Genomic DNA, 18,805 nt, shown 5'->3' with positions numbered 1-18,805 from the left:
ATGAACGCGCAGATCGCCAGCGCCGCCGCGCAGCAACGGGCGGTGGCCGATGACGTCAGCGTCAACATCAACCGCATCCACGATGCGGCGCTGGAAACGGCCGTCGGCTCCAATCAGGTGGCGCGCTCCAGCCGCGAGCTGTCGACCCTGGCCGATGTGCTTACCGAGCGCGTGAGCTTCTTCAAGGTCTGATCCATCAGGGCTGCGTCGTTCAGCGGCGCAGCCTTTCATGGCATGCTCCACCCCTGCCTGGCGATTGACGATGTGGTTGTCAGGCACTCCACCGACCGCTCGAGCCTGACGCCCCGCCCGGCTTAATCGCTGGAGTCCTTTTGCACTTTCTGGTGTAGTAGCGATCCGATCATCGCGAGTCGACCGTCGTCGATTCCGTCATCCATTCGCTGCAACTGCCGCCAAAGCAAAGGTCCCGCCGATGTCTGCCCAACGTTTCAAGCACGCCCTCTCCTGCCTCTCCCTGCTGGCCTGCCTGGCCTCCACCTCAGCCTTCGCCCACGCCCACCTTGAAAGCCAGCAACCCGCTGCCGACAGCGAAGTGAGCGCGCCCAAAGCGCTGCGCCTGACGTTCTCCGAAGGCGTTGAAGCGACGTTCACCAAAGTGGTCATCAGCCTGGACGCCCCTGATACGCCGACCGAAATCATTCAGACACGCACCGTCGAAACCGATCCCAACGACAAGAAGGTCCTGATCGTGACCCCGGCTGTGCCAATGGTGCCGGGCAAGTACAAGGTGGAATGGCACGCCGTGTCGGTGGACACCCACAAGAGCGAGGGGACGTACCGCTTTCAAGTGACGCCATAACCTCATGCACGAAGGACTGATCCTGTGCCGCTTTCTCCACTTCGGCGCAGTGCTGTTGCTGTTCGGCGTCTGCGTGTTCCGCAGCCTGTTGTTTGTCCCGTACCTGGTTCCTTTCGAAGCCAGCGCCGCAGGGCCTCGCCTGAATCGACTGCTCGGCTGGCTCGCGGTCATTGCGCTGGCCAGCGCGTTGGCGTGGCTGATGCTCACGGCGGCTTACCTGAGCAGCGACTGGCGCAGTGCGATCGATCCGCGCACCCTGGGGCTGGTACTGGGCAACACCTGGTTCGGCCACGTGTGGATCGTCCATCTGCTGCTGAATGTGCTGGTGGTGATGCTGCGCCGCCGGGGCCGGCCGGGCGTGCTGTTGCTCGCCGACACGCTGTTGCTGCTGACCCTGGCGCCTGTGGGTCACGGCGCAATGTTCGACGGGCTGAAAGGCCAGCTGTTGATCATCAACCAGATGCTGCATCTGCTCGGCGTCGGCACCTGGCTTGGCGGGCTGTTGATGCTGGCCTTGCTGCTCAAAGCCAGCCAGGGCGTGGATCTGGCGTCGGTGCTGCGGCGCTTCAGCGGCGTCGGCTACGGGCTGGTCGCGGTGATCATCGCCACCGGCCTGATCAACGTTCGCGCCCTCAGCGGCGCGCTCTGGCCTGAGCCGGCGTTTGCAGGGTTCGGGTTGGTGCTGGCAGTGAAAGCGGCGCTGGTGCTAGGCATGCTGGTTCTGGCGGCGTGCAACCGGCAACTGACGCACGCCGCGCCATTGCCGTTGCCACGCCTGAGAGTGAGCGTGGCTCTGGAATGCCTGTTCGGCGCCGGCGCGCTGGCGGCGGTGTCGCTGCTCGGCACCTTGCCGCCCCTGTCAGGCTGAATTTGAACGCAAGAGTCGGAGTGTCACCTCCTCTAGCGGCCGCTAGTCTCAAGGCCAGTACATACAAAGAGAGCCGTCCATGAGCCGCCAGCCGACCGAACCGACCTGTCAGGACCTTGAACTAGACCCGCGCTGGAACGCCGTGTTGTCCCGGGACGCCGGTGCTGACGGGGAGTTCGTCTACGGGGTGCGCACCACCGGCGTTTACTGCCGTCCGAGCAGCAGCGCACGCTTGCCACGCCCGGAAAACGTGGTGTTTTTTGCCAACGCCGCAGAGGCCGAAGCCGCCGGGTATCGCCCGAGCAAACGCGCCGCCGCCGACCGCACCGGCCTGGCCGAACAGCATGCCGCCGTGGTCGCGGGGGCCTGTCGGCTGATCATCGAGGCCGAGGGGCTACCGACCCTCGCCGAGCTGGCCGCCCATGCCGGCATGAGCCCCTGGCATTTGCACCGTGTGTTCAAAGCCGTGACCGGGCTGACCCCCAAGGGCTACGCCAACGCCCACCGCGCCGACAAGGTCCGCAGCAAGCTGACGGACAGCGGGCGCATCACCGATGCCCTGTATGACGCAGGTTTCAATTCCAACAGCCGTTTCTACGAAGCCAGCACCGGGCTGCTGGGCATGAGCCCCACGGACTATCGCAAGGGCGGCGCCACGCTGGAGATTCGTTTTGCCGTCGGTGAGTGCTTTCTCGGCTCGATTCTCGTGGCGCGGAGCGCTCGAGGCGTGTGCGCCATCCTGCTGGGCGATGACCCCAATCGTCTGGTCGAAGACCTTCAGGATCAGTTTCACAGCGCCACGCTGATTGGCGGCGATGCTGACTTCGAGCGGCTCATGGCTGAGGTGGTCGGTTTTATCGAGGCGCCGAGGCTGGGATTGAATCTGCCGCTGGATTTGCAAGGCACCGCCTTTCAGCAGCGTGTGTGGCAGGCGCTGGCGCAGATTCCACCCGGCACCACCGCCAGCTACGCGCAGATCGCGCAACGGATTGGCCTGCCCAGCGCCAGCCGCGCGGTCGCCCTGGCCTGCGCGGCAAACCACATTGCGGTGGCGATCCCCTGTCACCGCGTGGTGCGCAGCGATGGTGCCTTATCCGGTTACCGTTGGGGCGTGGAGCGCAAACGCGCCTTGCTGACCCGTGAGGGTCAAGAGACGGAACCACAGAACGCGGAGAAAAACGCACTGACCGGTTTTGATCGGTTTTAGCCCAGCGCACAAGTCAGGTCGCCGCTTTCGCCCTGCTATCGATCCTCGCGGGTGTGCCACAGGCGCAGCAGATAGATCGTGGAATTGGCTATTTCGTAACGCACCTCGTAACGGCCGATCTGGATTCGTCGCACATCCCTCGGCTCAAATTCTTCCAGCCGTTCGCCAATGCGCGGGTTGGCCAGCAATGCAGTCGGTGCTGCCGTGAGTTGCTGTACGGTTCGAGCGGCGGCAGGTTGATTCACCGCTGCCAGAAACTCGTACAGCCGGGCAATATCAGAAAGCGCCTTGCTCGTCCACTTCAATTCCATTCAGCGTGGAACCGGCAACGGCGTGTCGGTGGTCAGGCTCTCAGCCCAAGCCTGAACAGCATGGTGTTCAATTACGCGGCCAGCATCTACATCAGCTAAGGCTTCGCGAGTCAGGCGACTGCGTTCCTCTTCCTGATCGATCCAGGCGGACAGAGCCTGTTTGATGATCCAGTTTTTGGAGCGTTCCAGACGCTCCGCCATTAAATCGACTTTTTGGGCCAACGCTTCGGGAACGTGAGCCGTAACAGATCGGGTCTTCGCGGGGGTTGCCATGTTGGAAGGCTCCTGGCTAAAGAGGGGTTCAAAGTTAATCATAGTGAATCATTAAAAGTCATCAAAAATGCGGCCGGATTCAGATTGCGCTGCGCCCGCTCGTTAGAAGCTTCTCGGTCAAAGCCGGTCCCGCAAGACGCAAACGTTGGTAACAGCTTGGCGCTTGAGAAACCCTGACAGCGGCGTAAGGTCCCTGCACCGGATCTCACAAGGAGCATGGACGTGCCTTCGACTCTTCACGCAGCGATAACCGACACCGCCCCCTCATTCTGGTTGATCGCCGACCAGCTCAACGCACGCAATGAAACCGAACGGCTGGACTACATCCGCTCGGGCTTTCCGCCCGGCTGGGTCAAAGTGCTGCGCAACGCTTTCAGGCTGAGCAACAGCCAGCTGGAAGCCTTGCTGGCGACATCGGTCTCGACCCTTGAGCGTCGCCAGCGGCAACAACGGCCACTGGACATCGTCGGCTCCGAGCGCCTTGACCGGGTCGCCGCACTCGCTACCCACGCCGCCGAACTGTTCGAAGACCAGAACCTCGCCCGCCGCTGGATGGTTGCTTCCAACCGCACGCTCAACGGGCAGACGCCCCTGGCCCTCTGCGAAACCGAAATCGGTGCGCGCCAGGCACGCCGGGTGCTCAGCGCATTGCAGCACGGCGGGGTCGTCTGATGCAGGCCTGGAGGATCAGCAAGCACAGCACCGCCAACGACCTGTCCGGCACGGGAGCTGCACAGTTTGGCGGGCGCTGGAATCATGCCGACGAACCTGCGGTGTACCTGGCACTCAGCGCATCCGGCTGTGCGCTGGACACGCTCATTCAATGCGCGGGCTTGCCGCAGCCAGGTTTCCAGCTCGTCCACCTGCAATTGCCCAGCGACCCGGCTTTGTATTGGCAACCTGCCCAAACCGAGCTGCCGCCTGGCTGGGACGTCACGCCGGCGGACCGCCCCAGCATGGATTTCGGCAGCGCCTGGCTGGAACGGCGCGAGCAACTCGGGTTAATCGTGCCTTCGGCCACCGTCACCCACACGCGCACTCTGCTGCTCAATCCCCGCCACCCTGCCATGGCCCACGTCAGGGTGCTCGCCGTGCGACCCTTTGCCTGCAGCTGATCAGCGCTGGGTGTCGACAACGATTCGGCCGCGCACCTGCCCGTCCATTAGATGGTGCGCGGTCTCGATCACCTCGCTCAACCCGATCTCGCGGCTGATCAACGGCAGCAACGACACGTCCAGGTCCCGGGCCAAACGCGCCCAGGCGTCTATGCGGTCCTGGCGCGGGCGCATAACGCTGTCGATGCCGGCCAGCGTCACGCCGCGCAAAATGAAGGGTGCCACCGACGCCGGAAAATCCATGCCCTGGGCCAGACCGCACGTCGCTACCGTGCCCCAATACCGGGTGCTGGCGCAGATATTGGCGAGGGTGTGACTGCCCACCGAATCGATCGCCCCGGCCCAGCGCTCTTTGGCCAATGGGCGGCCGGGCTCCGCCAGGGTGCTGCGATCGATGATTTCCGCGGCACCGAGTGAGGTCAGGTATTGGCTTTCGCTGAGGCGCCCGGTGGACGCCACTACGCGGTAGCCCAGTTTTGCCAGCAGGGCGATGGCGAAACTGCCGACACCGCCGTTGGCGCCGGTCACCAGCACGTCACCCTTGTCCGGGGTCAGGCCGTTTTTCTCCAGCGCCATGATCGCCAGCATGGCGGTGTACCCCGCCGTACCGATGGCCATCGCCTGCGCCAGCGTAAACGCGCCCGGCAGCGGGATCAGCCACTGGCCCTTCAGCCGCGCCCGTTGCGCCAGCCCGCCCCAATGGCCTTCGCCCACGCCCCAGCCGTTGAGCACCACCTGATCGCCCGGCTTGAAGTCCGGGTCGCTGCTGTGCTCCACCGTGCCTGCCAGATCCACACCGGGCACCATCGGAAATTGCCGCACGATCGGCCCTTTGCCGGTGATTGCCAGGCCGTCCTTGTAATTCAGCGTGCTGTAGGCGACACGCACCGTCACGTCGCCTTCAGGCAATTGACTGTCGTCCAGGTCCTTCAGCGCAGTGTGGTAACCGGTGTCGTCTTTATTGATCAGGATGCCCTTGAACATGCTGCCCTCTCCTATTTAGACCGCTCGTCTATAACCAGACCTGAAAACATCAGCGCGGCAATCCGCGCAGAAATCCGACAATGAAAGTGTTGAGTGGCTGCTCGTTCTGCACCAGCCGAGCCCGCAGCACGGCGCCCTCCCAACCGATCCAGAAATACGCCGCCAGCTCTGCACAATCAGTGCGAGCGGGCAATTCCCCCACCGCAATCGCCGCCTGAAAGCAAACCGTCAGCCGCGCCTGCCAATCCAGAAAAACCTTCTCCAGCGCCTCCCGAAAGCCTGCCGGCAGGACACTCACTTCCTGACCCATGTTGCCCACCAGACAACCACGGCGGAAAGCATGCCGGGCGATGTTGACCTTTGATTCCTGGACGAACCCGGCCAGTCGCTCCAGGGGCGTGAGGGAGGCATCGAGCAGCCAGCGGTCCAGGCGCCGGGCGAAATACCTGGCGTAGCTGTCGAGCACCGCGAGGCCAAAGACTTCCTTGCTGGCAAAGTAGTGATAGAAGGAGCCCTTGGGCACACCGACGCGCTTGAGGATGCCGTCGATGCCGGTGGCCATGAAGCCTTGCTCGGTCAGCACTTCCACCCCGCAACGAATCAGCGCCTCGCGAGTGTCGAAGTCATCGGGGCGTGCCACTTTAGGGGGGCGGCCAGGGCGTCGGGGTTTTGCAATGATCTCGTTCATGGGTTGCATATTAGACCGAGCGTCTATTAAATCAACCCACTCTTCACACGTGCTACTTTTCTGCGACCCTTTTCTCGCGATGGAGACTCCGCCGATGATCGCCTGGCCTGACACGCGCCTGCTCAAACTGCTGGACATCGAACTGCCGATCCTGCAGGCCCCCATGGCTGGCGCGTCCGGCTCGGCGATGGCGGTCGCGGTCGGCAAAGCGGGCGGCCTGCCGTCCCTGCCCTGCGCCATGCTCACCCGGGCGCAGATCCGTGAAGAAGTAGCGCGGATCCGCGCCGGCACCCACGCGCCGCTGAACCTGAACTTCTTTTGCCACCACAATCCTTGCGCCGACGCTCAGGCCGACGCCGACTGGAAAAACCTGCTCAAGCCTTACTACGACGAATTGGGTGTCGACTTCGATGCGCCGACGCCCACTTCTAACCGAGCGCCGTTTGACGAAGCGGCCTGCGCGTTGGTGGAAGACCTGCGCCCCGAAGTGGTCAGTTTCCACTTCGGTCTGCCCGAGGCGACGCTGCTGGCGCGGGTGAAGGCCACCGGCGCGAAGGTGCTGTCTTCCGCGACCACCGTGGAGGAAGCCGTGTGGCTGGAGGCCCAAGGCTGCGACGCAATCATCGCCATGGGCTACGAAGCCGGCGGGCACCGCGGGATGTTCCTCAGCGATCAGCTGCACACCCAGGTCGGGACCATGGCGCTGGTGCCGCAGATCGTCGATGCGGTGACGGTGCCGGTCATCGCTGCCGGCGGCATCGGCGACAGTCGCGGCATCGCCGCCGCCTTCATGCTCGGCGCTTCTGCGGTGCAACTGGGCACGGCGTACCTGTTCACCCCGGAAGCCAAAACCTCGGCGCTCCATCAGGCGGCACTGAGCCGTGCGCACGACAGCCAGACGGCCCTCACCAATATCTTCACCGGCCGCCCTGCACGGGGCATCGTCAACCGCATCATGCGCGAGATCGGGCCCATGGCCGATGCTGCGCCGGCGTTCCCCACCGCGGGTGGCGCCTTGATGCCGCTGCGCAGCAAGGCTGAGAGCCAGGGCGACGATGGCTTCGTGAATCTCTGGGCGGGCCAGGCAGTCGGCATCAAACATTCACTGCCGGCGGAATCGCTCACCCGCGAGCTGGCAATCGGCGCCCTTGAGCGACTGGCCGGCCGTTAAACCGGCGCTTAATAGCGGAGCGCAGAAAGATCCGGCTTCCGCACGCAGAAGAGTCGCTATATATTCCACTGCATAGCGTTTGGCCGGTGCCCGGTTGGCGTTCACCCTCACTCAGTTCGCCATGGGAGCCACTTCATGCGCACCGTTTCAAACCGCTTCGCCCTTACCTCGCTGGTCATCGCCTGTGCCGCGCTTTCGTCAGGCGCGGTGTGCGCCGACGAAGTCCAGGTGGCCGTCGCCGCCAACTTCACGGCGCCGGTCCAGGCCATCGCCCAGGACTTCGAAAAAGACACAGGCCATAAGCTGGTCGCCTCTTTCGGCGCCACCGGCCAGTTCTACACCCAGATCAAAAATGGCGCCCCGTTCGAAGTATTCCTCGCCGCCGACGACGCCACCCCGGCCAAACTCGAAAGCGAAAATGAAACCGTGAAAGGCTCGCGCTTCACCTACGCGGTCGGCACCCTGGCGCTGTGGTCGGCCAAAGACGGCTACGTCGACGACAAAGGTCAAGTGCTCAAGGACGGCACGTTCCAACACCTTTCGATTGCCAACCCGAAAGCTGCGCCGTACGGTCTCGCCGCCACGCAGGTTCTCGACAAGCTGGGCCTGACCGAGGCGACCAACAGCAAGATCGTCGAAGGCCAGAGCATCGCTCAGGCCTATCAGTTCGTGCAGACCGGCAACGCCGAACTGGGCTTCGTCGCGCTGTCCCAAGTGTTCAAGGACGGCAAGCTGACCGCGGGCTCCGCGTGGATCGTGCCGGACAACCTGCATGAGCCCATCAAGCAGGACGCCGTGATCCTCAACAAGGGCAAGGACAACGCCGCCGCCAAGGCGCTGATGGATTACCTCAAGGGCCCGAAAGCCGCCGCGATCATCAAATCCTACGGATACCAGCTGTAAATGCTGCCGGGCAGTGCCGACCTCGCGGCCATCTGGCTGACGCTGAAACTGGCGTCCCTGACCACCGTGATTCTGTTGATCGTCGGCACGCCCATCGCGCTGTGGCTGTCGCGTACCCGCTCATGGCTCAAAGGCCCGGTCGGCGCGGTGGTGGCTTTGCCGCTGGTGTTGCCGCCCACGGTGATCGGCTTCTATCTGCTGTTGCTGCTGGGCCCGAACGGCGCGATCGGTCAACTCACCCAACGCCTGGGGCTCGGCACGCTGACGTTCAGCTTCACGGGTCTGGTGATCGGCTCGGTGCTGTATTCCCTGCCGTTCGTGGTTCAGCCTTTGCAGAACGCTTTCACCGCCATTGGCCCTCGCCCGCTTGAAGTGGCGGCGACCCTGCGCGCAGGGCCCTGGGACACTTTCTTTTCGGTGATCCTGCCCCTGGCCCGTCCCGGCTTCATCACCGGCGCCATCCTGGGCTTCGCCCACACCGTGGGTGAATTCGGCGTGGTGTTGATGATCGGCGGCAACATCCCGGACAAGACGAGGGTGGTGTCGACGCAAATCTACAATCACGTCGAAGCCATGGAATACGCCCAGGCCCACTGGCTGGCCGGGGCCATGCTGGTGTTTTCCTTTCTGGTGTTGCTGGCGCTGTACTCCAGCGGCAAGGCCCGATCAGCCTGGAGCGGCGCATGAAATCGGCAATCGAAGTCCGATTGAACCTGGCGTTCCCCGGCTTCGCGCTGGACGTCGACCTGACCCTGCCCGGTCGCGGCGTCACCGCGCTTTATGGCCATTCCGGTTCCGGCAAGACCACATGCCTGCGCTGCATCGCCGGGCTGGAAAACGCAGGCACCGGATACGTCAGCATCAATGGCGAGGTCTGGCAGGACAGCGACAACAACGTCTACCTGCCACCCCACAAACGCTCACTCGGTTACGTGTTCCAGGAAGCGAGCCTGTTCCCGCACCTCGACGTCGAGAGCAATCTGCGGTTCGGGCTCAAGCGCATTGCCGAGCGGGACAGGCGCGTCACCTTGCAACAGGCGACCTCATTGTTGGGCATCAATCATCTGCTCAGCCGCACGCCAGACAAACTGTCCGGCGGCGAGCGCCAACGGGTAGGCATTGCTCGCGCCCTGTTGACCAGCCCCCGCCTGCTGTTGATGGATGAGCCGCTGGCGGCGCTGGACGCTCAGCGCAAGAGCGAAATCCTGCCCTACCTCGAACGCCTCCATGACGAGCTGGATATCCCGCTGATCTACGTGAGCCACGCCCAGGATGAAGTGGCCAGGCTGGCGGATTATCTGGTCCTGCTCAGCGACGGCAAGGCACTGGCCAGCGGCGCCATCGGCGAAACCCTCGCGCGCCTGGATCTGCCGCTGGCCATGGGCGATGACGCGGGCGTGGTAATCGAAGGAAGCGTGCTGGCCTACGACGCCGCCTACCAACTCATTACGGTTCGTTTGCCGCACAGCGCGCTGAGTATTCGTGTCGCCCATTCGGCATTGCTCCCCGGCAAGCCGCTGCGCCTGAAAGTGCAGGCGCGGGATGTGAGCCTCAGCCTGCAACCGGACGCCCAAAGCAGCATTCTCAACCGCCTGCCGGTGACGGTCATCGAAGAGATCGCCGCGGACAACACCGCCCATGTACTGGTCCGCCTTGATGCGGACGGCACCCCGCTGTTGGCGCGGATCACGCGTTACTCCAGGGACCAGCTGCAGCTGGCGCCCGGACAGAGGCTATGGGCACAGATCAAGTCGGTGGCGCTGCTGGCGTAGTCCAGAGCCGGCTCACCGCCCCACGCATTTATTCGGCACGACTGCGCAGCGCAACGGTCAATGCAAATAGACCCGCATTCAGGACTGCCTTTCATGCCGGACACAATCCACAGCGAAGACCTGCCCAAAGATCTGCATTACGTTGACGACGGTCAACCCGGATTTACCCGCAAAATCCTGCGCGGCAAGTTTGCCTATTTCGACACGGACGGCCAACGCATCCGCGACGAGGACGAGATCAAACGCATCAATGCGCTGGTGATCCCGCCGGCCTACACCGACGTGTGGATCTGCGCCGATCGCCAGGGCCATCTGCAAGCGACCGGCCGCGACGCGCGCGGGCGCAAGCAGTATCGCTATCACCCGCGCTGGCGGGAGATCCGCGACGAAAACAAATACTCGCGGATGATCGCCTTCGGCAAGGCGCTGCCCAAGGTGCGCAAACAGCTGGAAACGCAGCTGGCCAAACCCGGGATGGGTCGGGAGAAGGTCATGGCGGCGGTATTGTCATTGCTCGATCAGACGCTGATCCGTATCGGCAACAGCCAGTACGCACGCGACAACCGCTCCTACGGCCTGACCACGCTGCGCAACAAACACGTCGACGTGAAAGGCAGCAAAATCTATTTCGAATTCCGTGGCAAAAGCGGCGTCGAGCACCGGCTCAGCGTGACTGACCGACGCCTGGCCAACATTATCAAGCGCTGCATGGAATTGCCTGGGCAAAACCTTTTCCAATACCTGGACGATGACGGCCAGCGCCATTCGGTGAGTTCCTCCGACATCAATCAGTACCTGCACAAATTGACCGGCGCCGACTTCACCGCCAAGGACTACCGCACCTGGGCTGGCAGTGCCATGGCGCTCGCCACCCTGAGCAAGCTGCACTGGGAGCCGGAAGCGGACGCGAAGAAACACGTGGTGTCCATGGTCAAGGAAGTTGCACGGCTGCTGGGCAACACCCCGGCGGTCTGCCGCAAATGCTACATCCACCCGGCCGTGCTTGAAGCCTTCGCCCTTGGCGAGCTGGCCAAGCTGCCGCGCATTCGCCAACGCAAGGGCCTGCGCATCGAAGAAGTCGCGCTGGCGGGGTTCCTCCAGGGCCTGCAGGCCGCCGAGGTGATTCGCGAAGCATCTGAAGAACTGACAGGAGAAACAGCATGAAACCCAACGACGCTCATATCCCTGGCGAAAAACTCAATGACCCGGACGCACGCCCCTCGGACGTCGGCGACGATCGCCAGCGCACCCGAGAGGTCCGCGAAGATTCGCCCCTGACCGGTGGCGAGCACGATGACGCCGGGCATACCCCCAAAGTCCCCCTGGCTGAGTAAACGCTCTCGGTTTTCCTGATTCAAAGGCCTCGTTCATGACCACCCCGCCACACTTGCCAACCGACACGCGCCCAGCCTCACTCACCGTCGACCGCAACCGCCCCGGATTCGTCCGGGTCCGCGGCGCCCGTGAGCACAACCTCAAGGACGTGGACGTCGACATCCCTCGTGACGCGCTGGTGGTGTTCACCGGCGTCTCGGGCTCCGGCAAATCGTCACTGGCGTTCTCCACGCTGTATGCCGAAGCGCAGCGGCGCTATTTCGAATCCGTCGCACCTTACGCCCGCCGCCTCATCGACCAGGTGGGCGTGCCCGACGTCGACTCCATCGAAGGCCTGCCGCCTGCCGTTGCCCTGCAGCAACAACGCGGCACGCCGAGCACACGGTCGTCGGTCGGCAGCGTAACCACGCTGTCCAGCCTGATCCGCATGCTGTATTCCCGCGCTGGCAGTTACCCGCCGGGCCAGCCCATGCTCTACGCCGAAGATTTCTCGCCCAACCTGCCCCAGGGCGCGTGCCCCGAGTGCCATGGCCTGGGCCGGGTGTATGAGGTGCCGGAGGAACTCATGGTGCCGGACGACTCCCTGACCATCCGCCAACGCGCCATCGCCGCCTGGCCCCTCGCCTGGGGCGGCCAGAACCAGCGCGATATCCTGGTGACCCTGGGTTACGACGTCGATACGCCTTGGCGCGACCTGCCGAAAAAGGACCGGGACTGGATTCTGTTCACGGACGAGCAACCTACCGCTCCGGTGTACGCAGGCCTCACGCCGGAACAAACCCGGTTGGCGATCAAGCGCAAGGTCGAACCAAGTTACCAGGGCACCTTCACGGGTGCGCGTCGTTATGTGCAGCACACCTTCGCCCACTCGCAAAGCGCGCTGATGAAGAAGCGCGTCTCGCGGTTCATGCGCGGCAGCCCGTGCCCGCTGTGCGCAGGCAAACGTTTGAAACGCGAAGCCTTGTCCGTGACGTTTGCCGGCCTCGACATCGGCGAGCTGTCGCAGATGCCGCTGTTGCGCCTGGCCGAGGTCCTGCGCCCCGTGGCCGCGGGGGTTTTTGAAGAGCAAGATCGCCAAAGCGCTGTGCTTGATCGCGCGCAGAGGGCAAACGCGAAGAAGCAGCGCATCACGGAAGGCGGCTCGGCCCACGACGCAGCACCGGATGTACGTGCGACGCCAAACCTCTCCGTCGAGAAACGCCTCGCCGCCCAGCGCATTGCCCAGGACCTGCTGGCGCGGGTCAGCACCCTCACCGACCTGGGGCTGGGGTATCTGGCGCTCGACCGGAGCACGCCGTCACTCTCGTCGGGAGAATTGCAGCGCTTGCGCCTGGCAACGCAATTGGGCTCACAACTGTTCGGCGTCATTTACGTACTGGACGAGCCTTCGGCGGGCCTGCACCCGGCGGACAGCGAGGCTCTGTTCACCGCGTTGCAACAACTCAAGGCATCTGGCAATTCCCTGTTTGTGGTCGAACATGACCTGGAAACCATGCGCCGCGCTGACTGGCTGATCGACGTCGGCCCTGCCGCCGGTGAACACGGCGGACACGTGCTTTACAGCGGACCTCCGGCAGGTCTGGCCGAGGTCGAGGCGTCACAAACGCGTCGGCATCTGTTTGTCGAGAATGCCAAAGCCCGTACCGAGCGACGCGCCCCCACGGGGTGGCTGCGCCTAGAGGGCATTACCCGCAACAACCTGAACGAGCTGAGCGCCGAATTTCCGCTGGGCTGCTTCACCTCGGTGACCGGCATCTCGGGCTCAGGCAAATCGAGCCTGGTCAGTCAGGCGTTGCTGGAGCTGGTGGGCGCGGAGCTGGGCAAACCGGTCGTTGATGCCGAGGAAGAGGAAGCCAGCCTGGAAGACGACGCGCCGCAGCCCACCGGCGGGCACATTGTCGGCGGGCTGGGAATGATCAAGCGTCTGGTGCAGGTTGATCAAAAGCCCATCGGCCGCACCCCGCGCTCCAACCTTGCGACCTACACCGGACTGTTCGACAACGTGCGCAAACTGTTTGCCGCAACACCTGACGCCCAGCGCGCAGGCTACGATGCAGGTCAGTTCTCGTTCAACGTTGCCAAAGGCCGCTGCCCGGTGTGTGAAGGTGAGGGATTCGTCAGCGTTGAATTGCTCTTCATGCCGAGCGTCTACGCGCCCTGCCCGACCTGCCACGGCGCGCGTTATAACCCGGACACGCTGGCCGTCCGCTGGAACGAGTTGAGTATTGCTGACGTGTTGCAGCTGACGGTCGAACAAGCGGTGGACGTGTTCGCCGAGCAGTCAGGCGTGCTGCGCTCGCTGTCGGTGCTGCGCGATATAGGCCTGGGCTACCTGCGTCTGGGTCAGCCTGCGACTGAACTGTCCGGCGGCGAAGCCCAGCGCATCAAACTGGCTACAGAGCTGCAGCGCACTCAACGCGGCGCCACGTTATACGTACTCGACGAGCCGACCACCGGACTGCACCCCACCGACGTGGACCGGCTGCTGACGCAGCTCAACGCATTGGTGGATGGCGGACACAGCGTCGTGGTGGTCGAGCATGAAATGCGCGTTGTGGCGCAAAGCGACTGGGTGATCGACGTTGGCCCGGGCGCGGGCGACAAAGGCGGCAACATCGTGGCCAGCGGCACCCCGGAGGTGGTCATCGAGGTGGCCGAAAGCCGAACAGCGCCGTTCTTGCGTCAGGCGCTGGGGGGTTAGTACCGGCCTGATGATCAGGAAGGCGAAGAGGCTCGAAACTCTACGGTGAGGTGGCTGATTTCGTGCACAGGTTTCAGGCGCTCGCGGATGTCGTCCGCGCTCAGTGCAGGGGAACCGAGCACACTGACAATCGCAGCACGAGCCTCCGGCCCCACACGCCACACGTGAAGGTCAGTGATGCTGGCGTCGCCGGACTGCTCAACGAGCATCCGAATCTCCTGCGCCACCTCTTCATCGGTCTGATCAAGCAGAACGATTGCCGTGTCGCGCATCAGGCTCCACGACCAGCGGGCAATGACCGCCGCGCCGACGATGCCCATGGCCGGGTCAAGCCACACCCAACCCAGGTAACGGCCAGCAACCAGCGCAGCGATGGCCAGCACAGAGGTCAACGCGTCGGCCAGCACGTGGACGTACGCGGAACGCAGATTGTTATCGCCGTGGTGCGCGTGGTGATGATCGTCATGGTCGTGGTCGTGGCCGTGCTCATGGTCGTGGCTGTGGCTGTGTCCATGGCCCAGCAACAGAGCGCTCACGATGTTGACGGCCAGGCCGAGAATGGCGATCAGCGTCGCGGTGCCGAACGCGACGTCCGTTGGCTGAAGCAGACGGATGATCGACTCCACGGCAATGCCCAGCGACACCAGCCCCAGAATAAGCGCTGAGGCAAAACCACCGAGGTCGCCGACTTTGCCGGTGCCGAAACTGAAGCGGGTACTGGACGCATTGCGCCTGGCGTACGCATAAGCCGCTGCGGCAATTCCCAACGCGCCCGCATGGGTGGCCATGTGAAAGCCATCGGCAAGCAGCGCCATTGAGCCAGTAACGTAACCGGCAGCAATCTCGCCGACCATCATCACGACGGTCAGGATCACCACCCAAAAGGTGCGCCTGGCGTTCTCGTCGTGCGCCGAGCCGAGATAAATATGTTCGTGGCTGAAACGGGTTTGGCTGCCCATGAAATTCTGGTCCGTGTCTATCACTTGGAATACCGCCGGATGGCTTCCAGCAGCTCTTCGAGTCCCTTGGCGCGTGCTTCATCGCTCAATGCCGGATGAGCGACATGCTCCCGGGCGTGGTCCTCGATTATTTCGTCCATCAGGCCGTTGATTGCCCCGCGCGTAGCCGCCACGAGGTGAAGCGTTTTCGCGCAGTCGTGACCGGATTCAAGCGAGCGTTCGATTGCCTGGACCTGACCGGCAATGCGCTTGACCCGCTTGAGCAGATCTTCGTTGTTTGATGCTGTATGGCCCATAGGATACCCCCCTTACCTATGCGGATGGTTTCACAGGGGTCCCTGTTCATGCAAGAGGGGGCCGGCCTGATACGCGGCTACCGTGCAAATGGGAGTTCTGGTTACGGGATCTTCAGCGCATGCCCTGCGCCGTACTACTGAGTGTTATCACGTGACGGCAGGCCAGGCCCTTACCCAAGGAAATTGACAAAGTCCTTTGCAGGAAGCGCTTTGGAATACAACCAGCCCTGGGCGTATTCGACACCCTGCGCCTTGAGGTAATTCGCTTGCGCTTCGGTTTCTACCCCTTCCGCCACAATCTGCAGATTCAGTGTCTTGGCCATCGCAATGATGTGCGTAATCACGGAACTGGAAGCGGATGACGTACCGATCGTGTCAACAAACGCTTTATCGATTTTCAGGACATCAATGGGCAGACGCTGAAGATGCTGCAAGCTTGAATAACCGGTTCCAAAATCATCAATGGCAACGTGAAATCCAAGCGCCTTGGCCTTCTGGAGCGAGCCTACCGCGGCGTCGATATCGATAAACCCGCGCTCGGTGGCTTCGAGCCAGATTTGCTCATGGCTGATCAAGCCGTTGTGCAGAGCAGTTTCAATCACCGCGATGAAGCGACCGCTTTTGATGTCTTCGGCGCACAGGTTAATGGCGATGTGCAGACCCCGGTTGTTGGCGAGCACCTGCTCCAAGTCGTCTACGACGCCTTTGATGACCTGATCGGTGATATCCAGTATGAGACCACTGTCCTCAGCCAGAGGAATGAATTTATCCGGGGATACCATGCTGCCGTCAGGTCTGATCCACCGCACCAAAGCCTCGGCACCGACGCATTCACCCGAGTTGAGCGCAATGATGGGCTGGTAGTGAACGACAAATTCACGCTGTTGAACGGCAGACTTGAGCTCGGACAGCGGTGACCGTCTTTGAGAAAAAAGCTTCGCCGCAAGCGCGGCGATCAGCAAGCCGATGATCAGGCTGGTAGGCAACGCCCGCAGCAGTTCCTGCTTGAAGCTGGAAGGTAGCGCAGTGATAGGCTCAGCAACTACAGCGGCCCACCCGTTCCTTTTAGTGACTGCATAAACGTGGCTGTCATCGCGCTCCCGCTGCCGGGACATAACGTCGGCCCAGGGGACGGCGTCTTGCACCCGTAATCCGCTGACGATTCTGTTTTGGTAAAAAATGGCCAGATTCAGCTGTTCGTTCAATATAACGTCGGACAACCGGCTGGTATTGATGATGACACTGTAAGGCCCGCGCCTTACCAGGGTGATAGGGTCTATTCCCTGTATGTGCGGCTCGGCACGCAAAGCAAGTTCAAACCCATCCCCCAAAGCGCCATCAACTTCGGGCTCCTTGTTATTCCCGACCTCGTCGCCCCAGGAATTGCATTGAGTGTCATTACCGGTGAACCGAACCTCTTCGATGGCTCGGGTATTGATCGTGATGCGCCGCATGAAGGCAACGTGTTCCGGAGAGCAGAACTCACCGTCCCATTGAGCCAATGACGAAATAGCTGCGCGCCCCTGGCCCAGGGAGTTCTCGACATTCTTCATGGCGCGTTCGGAGAAGATCTTCAAGAGCGACTGCTCATCCGAAACCACTCTCGACCAGGAAGCATAGGACGTCAACGCAGCAGCAACGGCCATTCCCAGCAGGCCAGACACGGCTGCCGTCGCAACAATTTTAAACCTGCCCATGCTCGCTCCTTGAGGCGCCCCAGCGGTGCGGTGTTCCGCCCTGCTGACGCTTGCTGAATGCGCGCTCAACTGCGCGCGCGTGCGCGCGCGTCGCTCCACACTCCAACGTAAGGCATACGCAGCCGAACGGAGCGGCTTAGCCGGAAGATGTCAGGTGAGACCGTTGCGTCTGGAGAAGATTCCTCGGGCGCATGCCGGTGAGGCCTTCGGGGATCAAGGAGAGTTGCGGAAGGGACTTCTCGATTGCGGGATCGTAGAGACAAAAAAGGCGCTTCGGATTGCTCCGTAAGCGCCTGATTCTAAATGGTGCCCCGAGCCGGAGTCGAACCGGCACATCCTTTCGGACGACGGATTTTAAGTCCGGTGTGTCTACCAATTTCACCATCAGGGCGGTCATGCAGATCAGCCTTCACACCCGCGAGCGACGTCGCGGCAGGAAGCTGACAAGAGCGGGGAATATATACACCCGGCGCAGCAGTGGCAAGTTCAAAGGGCACGTATTTCAATCAGTTACCGCCGATATGCCGCCTACCAGCGCTTCGCCGCTCGGCGTCGGCGTGGCGTCGGCGCGGGGATGTGTGCCCTCTCCCGCTGGATGCTAGTGTGTATGCCCGTTTGAGGAAAGCGATGCATTGCCGAGGGTACATCGCCGCAGTAAGCGTGCAATGGCAATAATCAGCCCGCCATCTCAAGCATCTTGGCTGGCAAAACAATCGAGCATGACCATTAGGGATGAGTACGAGCGTGCGGGAGATCATCCCGGCGAGACAGGTAGATTGGAGGGTTGCGGAAACGATGGTCAGAGTTGCGGAAACTCTGACCATTTTGCCACCCACAAAAAAGCCCGTAAGACGTTGATCTTACGGGCTTTAAATGTGGAGGCCGAGGTCGGAATCGAACCGGCGTAAGCGGATTTGCAATCCGCGGCATAACCATTTTGCTACTCGGCCTCAAACGCTCAACGATCCAACAACTACCGCTAAACGCATACAAACTGGAGCGGGAAACGAGACTCGAACTCGCGACCCCGACCTTGGCAAGGTCGTGCTCTACCAACTGAGCTATTCCCGCTTTGTGTGGGCGCCATTCTATACACTCAAATGACCCCGTCAACCCCTTGATTTAAAAATACTTATTTTTCATCGGTGGTCGTGCGCAGATGCGGCCATGCGGCCCTGAGGTATTGCACCATCGACCACAGCGTCAGGCCTGCCGCGATCATCAACAGCACGTAACCCAACACGACCCAGAAGGTGAACGCTGGCGGGTTGGCCAACAGAATGACCAGCGCGAGCATTTGCGCGGCGGTCTTCCATTTGCCCAGATTGGACACCGCAACCTGTGCGCGGGCACCCAGTTCGGCCATCCATTCGCGCAAGGCCGAGATGACGATCTCGCGGCCGATGATCACGGCAGCTGGCAGGGTCAGCCAGAGGTTGGCATGAGCCTGCACCAGTAACACCAGCGCGACGGCCACCATCAGTTTGTCAGCCACCGGATCGAGGAAGGCCCCGAACGGTGTGCTTTGCTCCAGGCGTCTTGCCAGATATCCGTCCAGCCAGTCGGTCGCGGCTGCCAGTGCGAATACCGAACTGGCCGCCATATAGCTCCAGTGGTACGGCAGATAGAACAACAGAATGAAGATCGGAATCAGCAGGACACGTAATACGGTGATCAGATTAGGGATATTCATCGGCACAACTGG

General features: G+C 62.3%; 20 protein-coding genes, 3 tRNA genes and 1 pseudogene. 13 read left to right on the top strand and 11 right to left on the bottom strand.

The features are described 5' to 3' along the window. The 4 genes and pseudogenes from VF672_RS08705 to ada form a co-directional block, all read left to right on the top strand. Positions 1–192 (top strand): annotated as a pseudogene (locus tag VF672_RS08705) (methyl-accepting chemotaxis protein); the annotation flags it as partial. A gap of 241 nt (positions 193–433) precedes the next feature. Further along, a complete protein-coding gene (gene copC / locus VF672_RS08700) occupies positions 434–820 on the top strand; it encodes a copper homeostasis periplasmic binding protein CopC (protein ID WP_331103676.1) in 387 nt (128 codons plus the stop codon). Positions 821–824: 4 nt separating this feature from the next. Then, positions 825–1,688 carry a copper homeostasis membrane protein CopD gene (gene copD, locus VF672_RS08695; protein WP_331103674.1) on the top strand — a complete coding sequence of 288 codons (864 nt, stop codon included), beginning with the start codon at positions 825–827 and terminating at the stop codon, positions 1,686–1,688. A 79-nt stretch (positions 1,689–1,767) separates the two neighbouring features. Continuing rightward, positions 1,768–2,895 (top strand): bifunctional DNA-binding transcriptional regulator/O6-methylguanine-DNA methyltransferase Ada, encoded by a 1,128-nt coding sequence (gene ada, locus VF672_RS08690; RefSeq protein ID WP_331103672.1) that lies wholly within the window; start codon positions 1,768–1,770, stop codon positions 2,893–2,895. A 35-nt stretch (positions 2,896–2,930) separates the two neighbouring features. Here ada and VF672_RS08685 read toward each other — a convergent pair whose 3' ends face one another. Together VF672_RS08685 and VF672_RS08680 are read right to left on the bottom strand one after the other, a co-directional pair. Continuing rightward, on the bottom strand, positions 2,931–3,206 hold the full coding sequence (locus VF672_RS08685) for a type II toxin-antitoxin system RelE/ParE family toxin (RefSeq protein WP_331103670.1): 276 nt from the start codon (positions 3,204–3,206) through the stop codon (positions 2,931–2,933). Then, positions 3,207–3,479: a ribbon-helix-helix domain-containing protein gene (locus tag VF672_RS08680; protein ID WP_331103678.1), complete on the bottom strand. Its 273-nt coding sequence runs from the start codon at positions 3,477–3,479 to the stop codon at positions 3,207–3,209. Positions 3,480–3,701: 222 nt separating this feature from the next. On the opposite strand from VF672_RS08680, the gene VF672_RS08675 reads away from it, so the two are divergent. Both VF672_RS08675 and VF672_RS08670 read left to right on the top strand, forming a co-directional pair. Then, positions 3,702–4,151 carry an antitoxin Xre/MbcA/ParS toxin-binding domain-containing protein gene (locus tag VF672_RS08675; protein WP_331103668.1) on the top strand — a complete coding sequence of 150 codons (450 nt, stop codon included), beginning with the start codon at positions 3,702–3,704 and terminating at the stop codon, positions 4,149–4,151. Continuing rightward, positions 4,151–4,594 (top strand): RES family NAD+ phosphorylase, encoded by a 444-nt coding sequence (locus VF672_RS08670; protein ID WP_331103666.1) that lies wholly within the window; start codon positions 4,151–4,153, stop codon positions 4,592–4,594. The genes VF672_RS08675 and VF672_RS08670 overlap by 1 nt, the downstream gene beginning before the upstream one ends. On the opposite strand, the gene VF672_RS08665 is transcribed toward VF672_RS08670, so the two are convergent. Both VF672_RS08665 and VF672_RS08660 read right to left on the bottom strand, forming a co-directional pair. Beyond that, positions 4,595–5,578, bottom strand: coding sequence for an MDR family oxidoreductase (locus VF672_RS08665; RefSeq protein WP_331103664.1), 984 nt, complete (start codon positions 5,576–5,578; stop codon positions 4,595–4,597). It abuts the gene before it with no gap. A 49-nt stretch (positions 5,579–5,627) separates the two neighbouring features. Then, positions 5,628–6,266, bottom strand: a complete 639-nt coding sequence (locus tag VF672_RS08660; RefSeq protein WP_331103662.1) for a TetR/AcrR family transcriptional regulator — start codon at positions 6,264–6,266, stop codon at positions 5,628–5,630. Positions 6,267–6,360: 94 nt separating this feature from the next. On the opposite strand from VF672_RS08660, the gene VF672_RS08655 reads away from it, so the two are divergent. The 7 genes from VF672_RS08655 (at position 6,361) to VF672_RS08625 (ending at position 14,148) form a co-directional block, all read left to right on the top strand. After that, positions 6,361–7,437, top strand: a complete 1,077-nt coding sequence (locus VF672_RS08655) for a nitronate monooxygenase (protein WP_331103660.1) — start codon at positions 6,361–6,363, stop codon at positions 7,435–7,437. A 135-nt stretch (positions 7,438–7,572) separates the two neighbouring features. Further along, positions 7,573–8,340 (top strand): molybdate ABC transporter substrate-binding protein, encoded by a 768-nt coding sequence (modA, locus tag VF672_RS08650; RefSeq protein WP_331103658.1) that lies wholly within the window; start codon positions 7,573–7,575, stop codon positions 8,338–8,340. After that, positions 8,341–9,027, top strand: coding sequence for a molybdate ABC transporter permease subunit (gene modB / locus VF672_RS08645; RefSeq protein ID WP_331103656.1), 687 nt, complete (start codon positions 8,341–8,343; stop codon positions 9,025–9,027). After that, entirely contained in the window at positions 9,024–10,112 is a 1,089-nt protein-coding gene (gene modC, locus VF672_RS08640) for a molybdenum ABC transporter ATP-binding protein (RefSeq protein ID WP_331103654.1), read from the top strand. Before modB ends, modC begins: the two co-directional genes overlap by 4 nt. 93 nt (positions 10,113–10,205) lie before the next feature. Further along, complete coding sequence (locus VF672_RS08635) at positions 10,206–11,276, top strand: DNA topoisomerase IB (RefSeq protein ID WP_331103652.1); 1,071 nt, start codon at positions 10,206–10,208, stop codon at positions 11,274–11,276. After that, positions 11,273–11,446, top strand: a complete 174-nt coding sequence (locus tag VF672_RS08630) for a hypothetical protein (protein ID WP_331103650.1) — start codon at positions 11,273–11,275, stop codon at positions 11,444–11,446. The genes VF672_RS08635 and VF672_RS08630 overlap by 4 nt, the downstream gene beginning before the upstream one ends. Before the next feature lie 35 nt (positions 11,447–11,481). Continuing rightward, complete coding sequence (locus VF672_RS08625) at positions 11,482–14,148, top strand: excinuclease ABC subunit UvrA (protein WP_331103648.1); 2,667 nt, start codon at positions 11,482–11,484, stop codon at positions 14,146–14,148. A gap of 14 nt (positions 14,149–14,162) precedes the next feature. On the opposite strand, the gene dmeF is transcribed toward VF672_RS08625, so the two are convergent. The 7 genes from dmeF to pgsA all read right to left on the bottom strand — a co-directional run bounded on the left by dmeF (position 14,163) and on the right by pgsA (position 18,793). Next, positions 14,163–15,107: a CDF family Co(II)/Ni(II) efflux transporter DmeF gene (gene dmeF, locus VF672_RS08620; RefSeq protein ID WP_331103645.1), complete on the bottom strand. Its 945-nt coding sequence runs from the start codon at positions 15,105–15,107 to the stop codon at positions 14,163–14,165. 20 nt (positions 15,108–15,127) lie between these two features. Next, complete coding sequence (locus tag VF672_RS08615) at positions 15,128–15,403, bottom strand: metal/formaldehyde-sensitive transcriptional repressor (RefSeq protein WP_331103643.1); 276 nt, start codon at positions 15,401–15,403, stop codon at positions 15,128–15,130. A gap of 170 nt (positions 15,404–15,573) precedes the next feature. Continuing rightward, entirely contained in the window at positions 15,574–17,100 is a 1,527-nt protein-coding gene (locus VF672_RS08610; protein ID WP_331103641.1) for an EAL domain-containing protein, read from the bottom strand. Positions 17,101–17,404: 304 nt separating this feature from the next. Next, positions 17,405–17,491: transfer RNA gene (locus VF672_RS08605), tRNA-Leu, on the bottom strand. A gap of 485 nt (positions 17,492–17,976) precedes the next feature. Further along, positions 17,977–18,050: transfer RNA gene (locus VF672_RS08600), tRNA-Cys, on the bottom strand. Positions 18,051–18,095: 45 nt separating this feature from the next. Beyond that, positions 18,096–18,171 (bottom strand) — tRNA-Gly (locus tag VF672_RS08595). Positions 18,172–18,232: 61 nt separating this feature from the next. Further along, the gene (gene pgsA / locus VF672_RS08590) at positions 18,233–18,793 is read right to left on the bottom strand and encodes a CDP-diacylglycerol--glycerol-3-phosphate 3-phosphatidyltransferase (RefSeq protein WP_065990459.1); all 561 of its coding nucleotides are present in this window, start codon (positions 18,791–18,793) and stop codon (positions 18,233–18,235) included. Positions 18,794–18,805 lie beyond the last annotated feature (12 nt).

The organism is Pseudomonas sp. (assembly GCF_036387035.1).
Classification (GTDB): domain Bacteria; phylum Pseudomonadota; class Gammaproteobacteria; order Pseudomonadales; family Pseudomonadaceae; genus Aquipseudomonas.
This window is presented reverse-complemented; position numbering and strand designations above follow the sequence as displayed.

Coding starts and splice junctions, on each gene's coding strand:
- VF672_RS08680 (WP_331103678.1), bottom strand. CDS start 3,479: ATGGCAACCCCCGCGAAGACCCGATCTGTTACGGCTCACGTTCCCGAA.
- modB (WP_331103656.1), top strand. CDS start 8,341: ATGCTGCCGGGCAGTGCCGACCTCGCGGCCATCTGGCTGACGCTGAAA.
- VF672_RS08660 (WP_331103662.1), bottom strand. CDS start 6,266: ATGAACGAGATCATTGCAAAACCCCGACGCCCTGGCCGCCCCCCTAAA.
- VF672_RS08685 (WP_331103670.1), bottom strand. CDS start 3,206: ATGGAATTGAAGTGGACGAGCAAGGCGCTTTCTGATATTGCCCGGCTG.
- VF672_RS08670 (WP_331103666.1), top strand. CDS start 4,151: ATGCAGGCCTGGAGGATCAGCAAGCACAGCACCGCCAACGACCTGTCC.
- ada (WP_331103672.1), top strand. CDS start 1,768: ATGAGCCGCCAGCCGACCGAACCGACCTGTCAGGACCTTGAACTAGAC.
- VF672_RS08610 (WP_331103641.1), bottom strand. CDS start 17,100: ATGGGCAGGTTTAAAATTGTTGCGACGGCAGCCGTGTCTGGCCTGCTG.
- copC (WP_331103676.1), top strand. CDS start 434: ATGTCTGCCCAACGTTTCAAGCACGCCCTCTCCTGCCTCTCCCTGCTG.
- VF672_RS08630 (WP_331103650.1), top strand. CDS start 11,273: ATGAAACCCAACGACGCTCATATCCCTGGCGAAAAACTCAATGACCCG.
- pgsA (WP_065990459.1), bottom strand. CDS start 18,793: ATGAATATCCCTAATCTGATCACCGTATTACGTGTCCTGCTGATTCCG.
- VF672_RS08665 (WP_331103664.1), bottom strand. CDS start 5,578: ATGTTCAAGGGCATCCTGATCAATAAAGACGACACCGGTTACCACACT.
- copD (WP_331103674.1), top strand. CDS start 825: ATGCACGAAGGACTGATCCTGTGCCGCTTTCTCCACTTCGGCGCAGTG.
- modA (WP_331103658.1), top strand. CDS start 7,573: ATGCGCACCGTTTCAAACCGCTTCGCCCTTACCTCGCTGGTCATCGCC.
- dmeF (WP_331103645.1), bottom strand. CDS start 15,107: ATGGGCAGCCAAACCCGTTTCAGCCACGAACATATTTATCTCGGCTCG.
- VF672_RS08615 (WP_331103643.1), bottom strand. CDS start 15,403: ATGGGCCATACAGCATCAAACAACGAAGATCTGCTCAAGCGGGTCAAG.
- VF672_RS08625 (WP_331103648.1), top strand. CDS start 11,482: ATGACCACCCCGCCACACTTGCCAACCGACACGCGCCCAGCCTCACTC.
- modC (WP_331103654.1), top strand. CDS start 9,024: ATGAAATCGGCAATCGAAGTCCGATTGAACCTGGCGTTCCCCGGCTTC.
- VF672_RS08635 (WP_331103652.1), top strand. CDS start 10,206: ATGCCGGACACAATCCACAGCGAAGACCTGCCCAAAGATCTGCATTAC.
- VF672_RS08655 (WP_331103660.1), top strand. CDS start 6,361: ATGATCGCCTGGCCTGACACGCGCCTGCTCAAACTGCTGGACATCGAA.